A 15,742-nucleotide genomic window follows, 5' to 3' on the forward strand; every position below is an offset into this window, starting at 1 on the left:
TGATCTTTTTAGAATGAAATATTGAGACCCAATGTAAATGTTCTAGTAGTAGGGTATTTATCCCTTTCATCATTTCCAGGTGAAAAGCCTAACACACTTACTCCTTCAGGATCTATGCCTTGGTATTTGGTTAAAATGAACAGATTAAGTCCAGAAGCATAAATTCTTGCATTCTTCACTACACCTCTACCTGGAAAACTGTAACCAACGGTCAAGTTGTCCAACTTCAAATAATTCCCACTTTCGATATAATGGCTCACATAGACTAAGTCAGAGTCAAGTCGCTGACCATAAACTGGATTATAGGCTGTATTGAGCAAGTTGTAATCTGTATTTTTTGGGTTTTCATAGAACATGCGTTGGAAGTTCAAAATATCATGGCCAAAAGCACCTCTAAAATTAACCTCCACATCTACTTTACCATAAGTAAGTGAGTTATTGAATCCCACAATATGCTTGGGTATTCCGTTTCCATAGAATTGCCTATCTTCTTGCGTTGCTTGGGTGATCGGAACGACCTCACCATTTCTGTTTTCAATCAACCACAGCCCATCTTCATTCACTCCAACAGATTTCAAGACAAAGAATTGACCTATTGGACCTCCTACTTGAACCCTATGTGTATAGTCTTGAATAGGTTCTCCAGTTCCGCCTGCATTAAAGAAATCATTGGAAACATCAAATATATCATTCGACAAATCAATCAATTTATTGCGATTAGTGGAATAAGTAAAGTTGGAATTCCAAACAAACTTAGCTTTTGAAATTGGCTTAACATTTAAAAGAATTTCCACTCCATCATTCTGCATACTACCTGCATTCAGCATCATATTGGGATAAAAATAAGGCGGTGTAGGCACTTGGAAATTATACAGCAAATCATTGATATCCCTCCTGTAGAAATCTATTGACCCACTTAGTCTATCTTTGAAAAAGCTAAAATCAACCCCTATGTTGTATTCAATTTTAGTCTCCCATCTCAAGTCAGGATTAAAGTTACGTGTTGGAATAAATCCTTGTACCCATTGTCCACCAACATAAGCTCCTTGAGCTCTATTGAAGTTATAGCTAATTTGTGACAAGTAAGGATTACCTGCAATGGTACCTGTGACACCATAACCAGCCCTCAATTTGATATCCTCAATGTTTGAGATATTTTTCAAAAATGGCTCATTACTAATTCTCCAGCCTACAGAAGCTGCAGGAAAAGAACCCCATTGATAGTTTGCACCAAATCTTGAAGAACCTTCTCTTCTGATGCTTGCCATAAACAAGTACTTGTCATCATAACTGTAAGTAAATCTTCCAAAAAATCCAGCAAGCTGCCATTGGCTCTTACTACTGCCCATACTTGCTTGACCATTTTGCAAAGCGGCACCTGCCCCCAAGTTGTTCCAAGTGTATAGGTCTGTTGGGAAATTCCAGTTACTTGCATTAAATCCTTCAAAAACAGCATCTTGCCAGCTATAACCTCCTAACACCGTGAAAAAATTCTTGCCAATAGATTTATTAAAGTTACCAGTAAACTCTACTAAGTTTTCATTGTGAGCACTTGTCGATCTTGAAGCTGTACTATTCCTATTGTTCAACCAGGTATCCGTATGGTTAAAGGTAGTCGCACCACCAAAAAGGTCATTGCTTTGCACATTTGAAACCAAGAGTTTCAAATCCAGATTATCTACTGGTGTATAGTTCAAGGATCCACTCATTCTCATTTCGTTGAACCTAGATTGAGAAGTATATTCATATATCCTAGAGATCGGGTTTTCATAAAAATATCCATTTCGCTCTTGCCAATTTCCTTGGTCATCCCTAACCCTATCCGTCGGATTTCTGATCATTGCTTGCCTAAATGCATAGCCATCAGCACCTCCTCTTTCGGATTTAAACACCCTGTTGATGACCTGAACATTTGCCCTAAGCTTATCATCGAACATGCTGTGATTGAGATCAGCTCTAATAGTAAGTCTCTCTTGGCCCGTTCTTAAGAATATACCATCCCAATTCCTATAATTGATGGATCCAGTAAAGTTTGTTGTACTATTTCCTCCAAATAATGTTAAGTTATGATTATGACTAACAGGAGTTTGTAACATTTCCCCTATCCAGTCTGTATTTCCGCCATAATCAGTGTAGGGAATCCCCTCTTCAGCGATAAGCCTTCTATAATCATCTCCCGTTAGCAGGTTCGGTCTTCTTTGAATCGTCTGCACACTGACATAATTATTATAATTTACAGTATTTCTTCCTTGATCATTTTTTCTAGTGGTAATCAAGATTACACCCCCTGTAGCCCTAGTACCATATATGGCCGCGGCTGACCCATCTTTCAAAACATCAATTGATTCTATATCTTCTGGAGCCACTGTGTTCATATCACCAGGTATTCCATCTATAAGAATCAAAGGTTGATTTGTCCCATTGATTGAGTTGATCCCTCGCAGGTTGATTTGCGTTCCTGCCGCTGGATCACCACTCGGTGTAGTCACACGCAGACCTGCTACTTTCCCTTGTATCAATTGTGCAGCATCCCTTACTGCCCCTTTCACAAAATCCTCTTCTTTGACTCCTCCAATAGAACTGGTCACATCTCCTTTCCGCATTGTACCATACCCTACGACAACTACCTCATTCATAGAAGTCACATCTGGCTTTAGCTGTATTTCAAATACAGATTGGTTGGTAATTCTTAATTCCTGGGTCTCAAATCCAACAAAACTAAAAACCAAAGTCCCCCCCTCATCGGGTATACTTAAGATAAACGCACCATCTATATCTGTGGCAGTACCTCTTGTTGTACCTTTGAGTACAACGCTTACACCTGGAAGTGTCATACCATCTTCTGTGGAATACACCGTCCCTCTGACTGTCCTATCCATCTTTTCAGAGTAAGTGAAACTAAGCTCTCCTCTCGACCAGATAGGTTCATTTGACACGCTAGAACCATATGAGTCTTTGATCCCCAATTGAAGAATCAAAAGTACCCCCATGGTAACGACATGTTTTAGTTTAGTAAAATTTTCCATACTATTTATTGGGTTAATAATTTTTTAATGTTCCAATTCAGAAGCAGCAATCATTCAAATTTCTGTCTGTGAACACCTTATAAATGTACCAAAAACACTTATTTAAAAATTCAACAAAAATAGCCTAACCCAATACTATATTAGCTCTTTACACCTTTAGACCAAAGTTTTACTACACAACTAAGAATTATACCAAAAATTTAAAGTTTTTAAGTGTTTCATAGTGTTTTCAAAATTGAAATGCCAGATCATCAAAAAAAAAGCCACCAGTAGACTGATGGCTTTTAACCTAATTCTAATATACCCTAAGTTTACAATTTCTCACAAAATAAGCTCAAGTTCGTTTTGATCTGAAGTCAAAGGAAATATATACATGCCATTATCCAACTGCTCTAATCCAATTTCCCAGTCATTTTTTGTTGGATGATCAAGGTGAAAATATACCTTATTAACATGTTCACTTTTTGCTTCAAATTTAATTTTCAAACGGTTGGTTTTGACATCATACTCAGCAGCTAATATCTTTCCTGCTGCCAAGTTGATCATCAATCCTTCTGGAGCAACAAACAATTTTTGTTTGGCTGCTGTGGTCAATTCGATCTTAATTTTATTTGATTTTTCAGTCACATTACCTCCAAAACCAATCCATCCAAAGATCGGGTCGTTCTTTAGTATTGATTTGGAATTGACAGCATAACCAAAGAATCCAGAACCATAATCACCACTTAAACCATCTATCTCCAAAGTTTCTGGGTATGAATGAAATGCTGATGGACCAAACCCATCTTCAGTCACATTCGCTATACCTCCCATCATCCCTGCATACCCTACTCTTAATAAATAAAGGTCTTCTGGCTTTTGAATATATTCATGTAATACAGGAATGGCATTCAAGGCAGATCCATAGTGATGCAGTTGTCTCTCAACTCTTTGGATTTTACCTCCATAAAGAAAGTCCCAATACCTTCTAGCAGATCCGTTATATCCCCAATGAGGGATTGTAGGCATGTAAGCGAGGATGGCATTGAGCGTAACATCTGCTTTATCATCCATTCCAAAGTACTTTGACCACATGTAAACTTCCTCTTGTCCTGTAGAATCCCATGGCATTTCGCTTCCAAATGGATAAGCCAATGAAGCCCACACATCTGCTCTAGCCTTCATGATACTTTCAAGATCTGTAGCAAAATCATTCATGCCTTCTCTCCTCAAGTCCTCTAGGATCATCAAGAATATCGTACCTTCCATTTGTCCAAATTGAGCGTAATGAGGTGCTAGTTTTACCATAGCCACGGAGGTATGATAAGCATGAGTCAAATACCAATCCCATGATTCTTGAAGTTCAAAACCTGCATAATATCTTGATAACCTATACATGACCCAATGTGCTGCTGCTACGTGAGGATAGTTGTAAGACCTTCCAGGATCATCTGCATGCTTTTTGTCCCACGCAGCCCAAGTGTTGTAGTTGATATCTGAGCTGTAAGTACCCTCTGGCATGGAATCTGGCTCATAGAAAAACACGCTTTTCTTTACACCATATTGATTAGGACCTTCATTATACTGAATTCCTCCCCAAAGTACTTCATGCATAAAGGTGTTCATTTTGGCAACTTCATCTTTCTTGGGATCTATCAATTGCTTCATCATCGCTGCTAGCCAAGAACCTGCTCCCGCTTCATCACTTAGGCCTGGAATCCATGCTCTTGAATCTTGTTTGACCTGGGCTTTTTCTTCATAATCATAAGAAATTACTGAATGATGCCTACCAAAGGGATCTCTTTCGTCTTCGAACCATTGTTGATTGGTATAAAAAGCTCCCATTTTAGCAATCAATTCAGATTCAGGATCTATTACTTTATAAGACACAACTTGCACACTACCATCATCATAAGTAATCTCAACCCTTGCTCTACCCCATTTCAACCCTTTAATATCATATCGATCCCAACCATTTTTATCCTTTTTACTTGATTTAGAAATTGACAAAGCATCCTTTGGAAATACATGGATTGACTCAACTTTTTGAGCTGCTTTGAGTTGAAGTCTTGCAGCTACATCTTTTGCAATTACATACCCCGGTAATCCAATTGCCACAGGTCTTTCTTTGGCTATTAATTTGGATTCTATGGACTGAACATTTTCTGCAATCATGAATCTAAGACTACTCTTATAGCTTTGGCCAGGTTCTATCACTTTCGAGGAAGGCTTGATCCATTGGTCTGCTTCTTTCCACTCATGCTCGGCTTTAGCTTTACTATGAATTACCCAGTCATGAAACCCCTCAAATGTAATGTTTCTAGGTGTCCTATCATCCAAAAGTGGACTGTATGCCTCGAAAGAAGCATTCTTTTCTGGGACAACCAAAAGCACTGGAGATTTGCCATGAAGCCTCACAACTTGTAAGTACCCAGCATCTCCACCTAAATAAGGGTCATAAAAAACCTTTTCCAAGTGAGCTTGCTCTAGGTTTTTGCCATGTAAAATATTATCAAAAATCATAGGTATACCTAAGTAACCAATCTCTATGGCTTCTTCTGAATCATTTTTAAATTCAAATGATAAAGTCAATTCATCCTTTTCAATCGACCACTCCCTGATAATGGATAATTTATCAACTTCCCTTAATCGTGAACTTACCAAACCACTGATAGATTTACCATTAAACTCTTCCATTGACTTTACAGGCTCACGTTTTCTTGCTGATGAATATGCTTTCCAATCAGCATCACCAGAAAAGCGATACATGACGTTCACATCACCCAAATGATAAAGGCTATCCCTACTTCTGATTTCCAAAAGCTCAGAAGGCACAAAGTCAAATGTCGGGTCTATAATTGGGTTCATTTTGGCCACTGTATGAGAACTTTTCAAAAGCTCTAGTTTAAAATGGCTGTTTTCTAAACTTCTTCGCTCAGTGACATCCATAGTTTGTGGACGGGCTTTTATTTTATCCCAAATTTCTTGAGACAAAACAGCTTTTATATGGAGATTAAAAACCAAAGCGAAAAACAAAACGATCTTAAATTTTTGGGATATGTGCTTCATAGTTTTTTAAATTAACAATAGCTAAACCAAAGCATATTACCTTTCTAATATGCTCTTACCGCTACTCAACAAATGTAAATAAAACACTTTTTCAACTATCACATCAGATTACCCAATTGTAATACAATTTTATCTATCTAATAATTTAGCTTCAAAATAGATGGTAAATTGTCGATTTCACAGGATGATCGACTTTTAGAGAGCTTAAAATAAATAAAAACCGCTATCGACTTTTACTGTATTATCGGATTGTAATACAATATTGATACGTCTGATGGACTATTGATTAATAATATTTATTATTAAGTATCAATATTTAATCCTCTATGATTTAACAACTTAATCCAAATGAAAAGTTGAAGCCACTGACCCCAATTTTACCATAAATACCTTTTGACCACTTGATATGAATAAGCAAATATTAACCCTAAAACACGCAAGATATGAAACCATTGCTTTACCAAATTCCAAAAAGCATAAACGAACCCGTAAGGGTTCTTAAAGAATGTCACCCATATTTCTATGACAATCTACATTTCCACTCTGAGTATCAGATCATGACAATCTTGAAAGGGAAAGGCACCTATTTTATAGGTGATTCATATGGAAGTTTCAATGCTGGCGACTCATTTATTTTGGGAGCCAATCTACCTCATTTTTTCAGGAGCAGTCAAGAATATTATGCATCCTCCAATGAATTAGAATCTCAGAACATATCCATCTTATACTCTCCTGAAGCATTGGGAGAGAAGTTCAAAGATTTATCAGAGCTCCATCCAATCAATAAGTTTTTAGAAAAATCCAAAAATGGATTATTGGTCACAGGAAAGGCCAAAGAGAAACTTTTGAAGTCTTCCCAAAAAATCACGCACAAAAATGGCTTTGAAAGGTTGATTTACCTCTTTAAGATGTTTGATTTTTTATCAAAAACTGACGAATTGATCACTTTGAGTCATATAGCTTATGAAAATAACATGAAGGTGGGAGACACGGAGAAGATTAACAAAGTGATTGATTTCCTAATTGACAATTATACCAAGGAAATTACTTTAGCTGATGCTGCTGATGTAGCAAACTTAAGTGTCAATGCATTTTGTAGATACTTCAAAAAGCATACTAGAAAGACTTTTTCACAATTTCTCAATGAAATCAGAATTGGAAATGCTTGTAGACAACTGGTGGAAGAGGATTTGTCTGTAAAAGAAGCAGCATTCAAATCCGGATATTATAATATCTCTTATTTTAATAGACAATTCAAAAATATAACTGGATGTACCCCCTCAACCTATTGCAAAAATATAAACTATAAACACTTGACTTAGAAACAAAGCAGCTCCGCCATGAGCTGCTTTGATTATCCTTTGATAAGTTCTATTAAAAAAATCTAAATTTTAATTCGCCTCTAATTTACTTCCTGAAGGTGAAATTTCTCCAATACTGGTCTGTGATTAATGCCATATTGTATGAGGTCCACGATTCTTTGTTTTTCTTCTCCTTCTAACTCTAGCCTTGGAGCTCTCACTTTAGCAGAACCAATACCTACCATTTCCTCGGCTAATTTTATATACTGCACAAGCTTCGGGTGTATATCTAGCTCAAGAAGAGGTAAAAACCATCTGTAAATTTTCAAGGCCTCAGCCAAACGATCTTCTTTAATTAATCTATAAAGGATTACAGTTTCTTTAGGAAAAGCACAAACTAATCCAGCCACAAGTCCATCTGCCCCCATAATAAGGCTTTCCATGGTCAATGTATCAACGCCACAAAGTATTTTATACCTATCACCAAACTTATTGATCATTCTGGTTACATTAGACACATCTCTAGTTGATTCCTTTACTGCCTGGATATTCTTATAAGGCATAAGTTCTTCAAAAACTTCCAAGGTAACGTATGTTTTATAATCTACGGGGTTGTTATAAATCATAATTGGAAGTGTAGTACTCGCAGCTATCGCTGAGAAGTATGCCACTAGTTCCCTGTGATCTGTGGTATACCGCATTGGCGGCAAAAGCATCAAGGCATCTACTCCCATTTCTTCAGCAGCTTGAGCACAACTTATCGCTTTCTTGGTAGCTCCCTCAGCGATGTTAAGCACTACAGCCACTCTGCCATTGACGTAAGCAATAGTCCTTTTGGTTAGCTCCAACTTCTCATCATCCTCCAAAACACTCGATTCTCCAAGTGTTCCGCCTAAAATTATCCCAGATACTCCTGCCTTTATTTGCTCTTCAACATTGACAAAGAACAAGTCATAGTCTATGCTATCATCTGCGGCGAATTTTGTAGTCACCGCTGGTAATACTCCATTCCAATTCATAATTATCATTTTTTGATTCTCGTCAAAATTACGACAAGCTCCAGCATTTAAATTACACCAGATTATTCAAGACTTATACAATATTGGCATTTCGGAATTTGGTTTTAATTATTTTACTAGATTCAGCAATCAAACGTCAGGAAAGCCAAAGGTAATCAAGGTGTTTAACCGGAAAAGAAAAAAAATGACTTTCGGAAAATTCAAATAATGACTTAGACAACTTAGAATAATATGAAAAAACAGCTCCTTAAAATCACTTCATTTTGGAAAACATATTTTGGGCCAAAAAAGTCACATCCTGTGGTTTATCTATCCCTTTTTTGTAAAAAATCAATTGCAGTATTTCTCACTGTAATCATAACTTCAACTATTGGAATAGCTCAAGGACTATACTCAGAGGCTTCTTCCTATGTTGCTGATGTGGGGACATTACATAGAAAATACACAAATAGGAACTCCCATGAGTATTTTAACAGGATAAATCTTCACTATGAGCAATGGCTCGAAAAGCTTAGAGGATTAGATTTTGGTTCATTGGATAAAGATGCTCAAATTGATTATCTCATCTTTAAAAACAAGTTAGAAAAGGATCAGTTTTTCCACAATCAAGCTTTTGAAACCTTCAAAGAAGTAGCCCATGTAGCCCCATTCAGCCCTCAACTTGAAAAGTTCTACATCCCTAGGAGAAAAGGTACAAAACCTAATGCTGAAAAACTTGCAGGTGAATTCAAAGCTGTGACAACCGAAATCAAAAAGCTTCACGAGAGCCTCTCTAAAACAGACCCATTCAATAGCTGGCAAAAAGCTGAATTGGCAAGCGATGTCATCAAAAGTCTTCAAAGAAGCGTCACTGAAGCTTATGGATTCTATTACGATTATGATCCAGCATTTACATGGTGGATGAAAACTCCCTTTGAAGAATTAGATAAAGCGATGACAGCATATGCAGCATTTCTTAAAGATCACTATCAAAACACTTTGGTAAAAGACGACGGAAGTGGAATCATCGGAAAACCCATTGGTAAGGTTGCTTTGGAAAAAGAGTTAGCATTTGAATTCATCCCTTACACCCCAGAGGAGCTTATCAGAGAAGCTGAAAAGCAATTTGCATGGTGTGAGGAAGAAATGCTCAAAGCTTCAGAAGAGCTAGGATATGGCAAAGATTGGAAAGCTGCCATTGAGTTTGTAAAAAACACCTATGTAGAACCAGGCACTTGGCCTCAAGACATCCATTTCCTTGCAGAAGAGGCTATTGATTTTCTGGAAGAAAGAGACCTCTTGACAATTCCAGATTTGGCAAAAGAAACCTGGAGAATGACCATGATGTCTCCAGAATCACAGCGTATAAACCCATTCTTTTTAGGGGGAGAAGCCATTCAAATTTCATATCCTACTTCAACGATGAGTCATGAGGAAAAAATGATGAGCATGAGAGGTAATAACCCACACTTCTCTCGTGCTACTGTTCAACATGAGCTTATTCCAGGTCATCACCTTCAAGGTTATATGACGCAAAGGCACAGGCCCTATAGGAGCTTATTTTCTACACCATTTTGGATTGAAGGATGGGCACTGTACTGGGAAATTGCATTGTGGGACAAATCTTTCCCAAAATCAGCGGAAGATAAAGTGGGTATGCTTTTTTGGAGAATGCACAGGTGTGCAAGAATCATCTTTAGCCTCAACTATCACTTAGAGAAAATGTCACCTCAGCAAGCCATTGACTTTCTCGTCGACAAAGTCGGGCATGAAAGAGCGAATGCTGAAGCAGAAGTAAGGAGATCATTTGAGGGAAGGTATGGTCCTTTATATCAAATCGCTTATATGATCGGAGGCCTCCAACTATATGCCCTTAAAGGGGAATTAGTAGACAATGGGTCGATGTCAGAAAAGGACTTCCATGACCAAATCCTGCAAAACAATAGCATCCCCATTGAAATTCTGAGAATAGCACTAAAAGATAATGCTGTTGACAAGAACTACAAGACGAATTGGAAGTTTTTGAAGGATTTAGATATTCCTCACAGGTAAGAGCTTCCTTTCAAAATGAATGGTAAACCTACTTAAAGATAAGTAAAAATAATCCCCCTACAGTTTAAGCTATAGGGGGATTTCATTTTCGAATAGGTTTTATCAACTCATCGTATTTCACAAAAAAGAGACAAGTTATCTACTAGTCACTTGCTCATTCGGAGCGGAAATAGCATCAGATAGTAGCTAATTCATTATTTCACTTTTTATGAATTGGATACTAGTTTACTCATATATCACATATCAATTGATTAAACACCTCTTTTTTAGCGACATCCATTAATTGGATGAATTGCTTGCTGTTGGTCAATTCTGAAAAAATTAGAAAAGGTTATTAATGTGTAAATTTTTCTTGGTAGTTCTGTAATCAATCCATATCTTTTCTGTGGTGCCCCAAAGCTATGTCATTTCGACTATTCTATCGTAGAGGGTAAATTTCAGAACAAACCTATTCCATTAAATCAAACTTGAAAATCACTACACTCATTTGAGGAATGTCAAAGTTTCCTTTAGCCCACTTGACCTCCAGTTTTTGGACATCAATCTTTTGATTATCTTCATCATTATAGTCCATATCATCTTTTGAAGAAAGGAGTATCATCTCCCCTTGGCTGTGCACTTTGCTACTTCCCAAATCCACTGGAAGGCTATAATTTTTATAGGTCGCATTGACTACTGCTATACTCAAAGTCTTCTTATCCTCAGTCAGCGATGCTGCTATGTCAAGTGGCCTGTGGTCGCCATGAATGACCAATGGAATTGATCCGAAGTGCTTTCGGTACATGGCCAATACATGACCTGTGGCCTCCATCCAGCTGCTTGTTTGAGTGGCTTTGATAGCCCCAATGACATTCACCGTTTGGGCATAATTTGCCATATAGTATATATCAGACTGTCTAGAGAATTCATGTAGCCCTGAAGCTATCCCCAAAGCATCTCTTAAAAAATACCTTGTTCCCAACAAGCCATGTACATGAGGACCGTACCAATAATTCCATTCATCCATGGCAATTCTAAGCAATGGTGTGCGAGCATCCTCACTCCTTTTTCTATGCTCAGTGGCAACCTCACGTATCACATCAGCTAACTGTCTTGCATGTGTCAAGAGCCCTCCAGAATGCCAATCTTGTTTATAAATATGCTCACTGATGTAGTCCATATACTCCAAACTATGCGCGTACATCATATCATTCCAATGCCCAGGAAATCCTACACCAATTAACTCAATAGAAGGATCAACCTCCCTCATTGATTTGGCTACTTCATTGTGCTTTTCTACGTATTGTTCTATGGGCATATGACCAAGTTGCCAATCTCCAAACATCTCATTTCCCACAGCCCAAAGTTTTACTTCATAAGGTGCTTTTCTACCATTTTCCGCTCTCCATTTCCCCAATTTTGTGTTTGATCCACCATTGACATATTGGACCTGTTCAGCTGCCATTTCTGCTGAACCAAGTCCTGTGTTCACTGCAATATTGGCTTCTGTACCCAAGAGGCGACACAGATTCATAAATTCATGGATTCCAACATCATTGGTCTCTAAACCATCCCATGCGCGTTCATAGCGAGTGGGTCGCTTGTCCCTATCTCCTACCCCATCTTTCCAATCATATCCAGAAACAAAATTTCCCCCAGGCCAGCGATAAATTGGAGAATCCAGTGTTTTCATCAAGGCCAGCACATCCGCCCTAAAACCTTCTACATGATCATCAGGCATCAATGAAGAAGCCAATACATGAACACCACCAGCACCCAAGGCTACTATACCGACACCTCCTTGATCTATTACTTTGTTTGGCTCAAATGAAAAACAAACTTTGATTAATCCTCCTGTCACATTTTCTTCTGTAATCTCAACCATGTGTCTAGCTGACGATTCATCAAACCAATAGACATCGATATCAACTTCCCCTTGAACATTCAGCAAAAAGTAACCTGAATATTTTTTGGCTAAAAACCCTATACCAGCTTGTTGGATACCTTGTTCTTGGTACAATTTAGCATTGATCTTCGGAGTAGGATTTCCTGAATACTGATAGCTATCATCATGTATTACTTGATTACCTACTACTTCCCATGCACTTTTTTTCACACCTGGTGCATAGTAAAACTTTCTATCTACCAAGAGCTCCGCCCAAATCCCACCATAAATACACTTTCCCATGTGCTCAATAAACTGCCCATAAATGTAAGGCTCCATAGGGGTCTGTTGAGCTTGAACATCAATGGAAATAGAAGGCTTAAGCACATCTCGACCTAATTCTTCTACAATAACATCTTTGAGGAACACTTTCCCTTTAGCAGGACCTGATTTCCCCAAGACCAACTCCATCAAAAAACTATCATACCCTTCTGTATCAAAGACTTCCTCAAATGAGATCCAATCAGAATCTCCTCGCAGTACGGTATCCAATTTCATCTTCATATGACCAAGGCGAATTCCTGCTCCAGCTTTCTCATCTTGTCCCTCTACGCCCATCAATTGGTAAGCTCCAGTTACTTTATAGGTACTGTAGGGACTTAATTGTACCTTTCTATACCATCTAGAAATCCCAAAAGTATCAGCTTCTATAATCAAAACCCCTTTAGATGATGTTTCATCAAATTTTACTTTATAATTCTCTTGGGGGCTCCAATATTCAGTCTCCCAACCGTTCAGGCTATCTGAAGAAGCAAGCCGTACAGGTGATAGATCAACGACTAAAGGTGATGATACTTCACTACAGGCAAAGCCAAGTAGACAGCTTAAAAAACCAGCCAAAATATTAAAGCAAGGCATGATTCTAATCAACTGTATTCTACTTAAATTCATATTCATCCCAATTTGGAGGTGTTACATTTAATAAATGTTTTACAAAAAAATCTCTCCTCAGCCTTTCACCATATAGTCCTCCAGAGCTATGCCCCATTCCAGGAAACATCATAAACTCAAAGGGCTTGTTGTGTTTGACAAGTTCATCAACGAGCTGATAGGTAGACGCAGGATCTACATTATCATCAATTTCCCCAACAAGTAAGAGGAGTTTACCTTGAAGGTTTTTGGCATGGGTAACATTGGAACAATCTTCATAATGATCTCCAATCGGATACCCCATCCATTGCTCATTCCACCATATTTTATCCATCCTGTTATCATGACAGCCACAAGAGGAAACTCCCACCTTGTAGAATTCGGGATGAAAAAGCAAAGCACCAGTAGAGTTTTGACCTCCTGCTGAAGTACCAAATATCCCTACCTTGTCCAAATCCATATACGGCCTTTCTGCTGCGGCTGTCTGCATCCATAAAATTCTATCGGGGAAACCAGCATCTTTCAAGTTCTTCCACGCCACATCATGAAATTTCTTAGATCGGTTAGAGGTCCCCATACCATCAATCTGCACGACAATAAACCCAAGACTAGCAAGTTCATTGAGTGCATAGTAATTAGGATTAAATGATTTGGGCACATGTGCACTGTGTGGTCCGGCATAGATGTACTCAATCACAGGGTATTTCTTATTTGGGTTGAAGTCCAAAGGTTTGATGATCACTCCCCATATATCAGTCTGTCCATCCCTCCCTTTTGCAGAGAAAATCTCTGGTGCTTTCCAGCCAGCATTTTCAAGCTCACTGATATCTGCCTTTTCTAAAGATGCCACTACTTCGCCATTTTCTAAAGACCTGACTACTGTCACTGGTGGTAAATCTTGCCTAGCATACTTATCTACAAAATATTTATAATCAGCATCAAAAGTGATTTCATGATTGGCATTTTCACTGGTAAGCACTTTAAGATTCTTCCCATCCATGCCTATGCTATAAAAATGCAGGTGATAAGGATCTTCTCCTTGATTCTTTCCGCTTGCAGTAAAATAAACCAGCTCATTCTCTTCATCAACATGAATCACATCCCGTACGACCCATTCTCCTTTGGTTAGCTGCCTCAAAAGTTTTCCACCCTTCATATCATACAGGTAGAGGTGTCTCCAGCCATCACGTTCAGAAGACCAGATGGTTTGTTTTTTTGATTTGAGGTCTTTCCTAAAATATTTGCCACTGTAGTCTATGAACGTTGGGCTAGTTTCATCAATCAATGCACGCTGCTTCCCATCAAGTGCATTCATCTCAAATACGGTATAGCGCTGATGACCTCTTTCATTGTATTCCCATGTTATCGCTGAGCTTTCCTCATTCCACGAAAGTCTAGAAAGTGCGTATTGAGCATCCATTTGTCTCAAATCAGCTTGAAAAACTGTATCACGATCAGTATCTATGATCATAGGTGTCCTTATTGGCAAGGCATCGCCCGGCTTAAGGTAATCTCTTTCAAAAACCTTCGGTTGAAATTGATCATCTGGTGCTGATGCAATCAAGGTCAATTTCCTGACCTCACTAGGTCTGAATTTGAACAAGGCTAATTTTTTACTGTCAGGAGACCATTGAATACTTGATGAGTAGTATTCCCCAGGCCTCCCATCATGTGTCAGTTGCTGCTGTTTCCCAGTAGCAACATCCTTTAAAAAAACATTATGGTCTTGAATAAATGCTTCTTGCTTTTTATCAGGAGACTGAATCATCCGTTTCCCAGACTCATTGTCTCTAGTTCCCCAATATCGCGTGCTGGTATCTACTTCTTTAACTTTTTTCAACTCACCAGTATGTCTTTTCATTTCCCAGATAATTTGTTCATGCCTGAAAGTCAACATATCTTCTTTCAAGTCAAGCTCTGTTATATACAAATTCTTAGGATCAATTTTTTTATCAATTCTCTCAGAAAGGGCTTTGGCCAATTGATCAGTATCAAAAAGAAATTCCTTTGCTGCATCTTTGACATGATACTTCATATAGCGTTTGCCATTGGCAGTCTGAACTACATAAGTAAGTATATCCTTTTTATGCCATTGGATCTGTGTTGGAGAATGATAAACTTTATCCTTAATATTCTCTTTAAATTCAGCTGCTCTTTTGTAATCTGCCAGTGTTCCTTGTGCTTGGCTACCTATGGGCACCAGAAGGAGAGACAAGAAAGTAATAGACAAAAGTCTTTTAATTTGTATCATATATTTTAGTTTCTTCACGATTAAAACTGAGATCAAACAAAATTAGGCTATTTGAGATTGTATACTTTCTCTCATAATACCTAGGACTAATACTATTTTAACCAATTTAAAAATTGGATAACAATACCAATCAGTAGGTTCACTAATTTAGCTCATGTAGTCTTGTTGTGATAAGATTGCCGATTGAGTAAATCGATTACCCAATACTTCGATTTAACTTGTATTCATCGCACTGAACAAGCTTAAAAGTCCTTTCTATGTCAAATTATCTT

Annotated in this window: 7 protein-coding genes; 2 read left to right on the forward strand and 5 right to left on the reverse strand. The window is 38.1% G+C overall.

Translation table 11 applies throughout. The annotated features are described in order from the left end of the window. Positions 1–8 precede the first annotated feature (8 nt). Together MM214_RS01530 and MM214_RS01535 are read right to left on the reverse strand one after the other, a co-directional pair. A complete protein-coding gene (locus tag MM214_RS01530) occupies positions 9–3,026 on the reverse strand; it encodes a SusC/RagA family TonB-linked outer membrane protein (RefSeq protein WP_241291183.1) in 3,018 nt (1,005 codons plus the stop codon). 321 nt (positions 3,027–3,347) lie between these two features. Next, positions 3,348–6,074 (reverse strand): DUF5695 domain-containing protein, encoded by a 2,727-nt coding sequence (locus tag MM214_RS01535; RefSeq protein ID WP_241291185.1) that lies wholly within the window; start codon positions 6,072–6,074, stop codon positions 3,348–3,350. Between the two features lie 443 nt (positions 6,075–6,517). Here MM214_RS01535 and MM214_RS01540 point away from each other — a divergent pair, with 443 nt between their 5' ends. Beyond that, a complete protein-coding gene (locus MM214_RS01540; RefSeq protein WP_241291186.1) occupies positions 6,518–7,396 on the forward strand; it encodes an AraC family transcriptional regulator in 879 nt (292 codons plus the stop codon). Between the two features lie 80 nt (positions 7,397–7,476). Here MM214_RS01540 and MM214_RS01545 read toward each other — a convergent pair whose 3' ends face one another. After that, entirely contained in the window at positions 7,477–8,394 is a 918-nt protein-coding gene (locus MM214_RS01545; protein ID WP_241291188.1) for a dihydrodipicolinate synthase family protein, read from the reverse strand. 231 nt (positions 8,395–8,625) lie between these two features. On the opposite strand from MM214_RS01545, the gene MM214_RS01550 reads away from it, so the two are divergent. Beyond that, complete coding sequence (locus MM214_RS01550) at positions 8,626–10,425, forward strand: DUF885 family protein (RefSeq protein WP_241291190.1); 1,800 nt, start codon at positions 8,626–8,628, stop codon at positions 10,423–10,425. Positions 10,426–10,873: 448 nt separating this feature from the next. Here the strand turns inward: MM214_RS01550 and MM214_RS01555 are convergent, their stop codons facing one another. Both MM214_RS01555 and MM214_RS01560 read right to left on the reverse strand, forming a co-directional pair. Further along, complete coding sequence (locus MM214_RS01555; protein WP_241291192.1) at positions 10,874–13,240, reverse strand: alpha-L-arabinofuranosidase C-terminal domain-containing protein; 2,367 nt, start codon at positions 13,238–13,240, stop codon at positions 10,874–10,876. Continuing rightward, the gene (locus MM214_RS01560; RefSeq protein ID WP_241291194.1) at positions 13,227–15,470 is read right to left on the reverse strand and encodes a S9 family peptidase; all 2,244 of its coding nucleotides are present in this window, start codon (positions 15,468–15,470) and stop codon (positions 13,227–13,229) included. The genes MM214_RS01555 and MM214_RS01560 overlap by 14 nt, the downstream gene beginning before the upstream one ends. Between the last annotated feature and the right edge of the window lie 272 nt (positions 15,471–15,742).

It is taken from the genome of Belliella kenyensis, from assembly GCF_022549675.1.
In the GTDB taxonomy this organism is placed as follows: domain Bacteria; phylum Bacteroidota; class Bacteroidia; order Cytophagales; family Cyclobacteriaceae; genus Belliella; species Belliella kenyensis.

Coding starts and splice junctions, on each gene's coding strand:
- MM214_RS01555 (WP_241291192.1), bottom strand. CDS start 13,240: ATGAATTTAAGTAGAATACAGTTGATTAGAATCATGCCTTGCTTTAAT.
- MM214_RS01560 (WP_241291194.1), bottom strand. CDS start 15,470: ATGATACAAATTAAAAGACTTTTGTCTATTACTTTCTTGTCTCTCCTT.
- MM214_RS01530 (WP_241291183.1), bottom strand. CDS start 3,026: ATGGAAAATTTTACTAAACTAAAACATGTCGTTACCATGGGGGTACTT.
- MM214_RS01535 (WP_241291185.1), bottom strand. CDS start 6,074: ATGAAGCACATATCCCAAAAATTTAAGATCGTTTTGTTTTTCGCTTTG.
- MM214_RS01550 (WP_241291190.1), top strand. CDS start 8,626: ATGAAAAAACAGCTCCTTAAAATCACTTCATTTTGGAAAACATATTTT.
- MM214_RS01540 (WP_241291186.1), top strand. CDS start 6,518: ATGAAACCATTGCTTTACCAAATTCCAAAAAGCATAAACGAACCCGTA.
- MM214_RS01545 (WP_241291188.1), bottom strand. CDS start 8,394: ATGAATTGGAATGGAGTATTACCAGCGGTGACTACAAAATTCGCCGCA.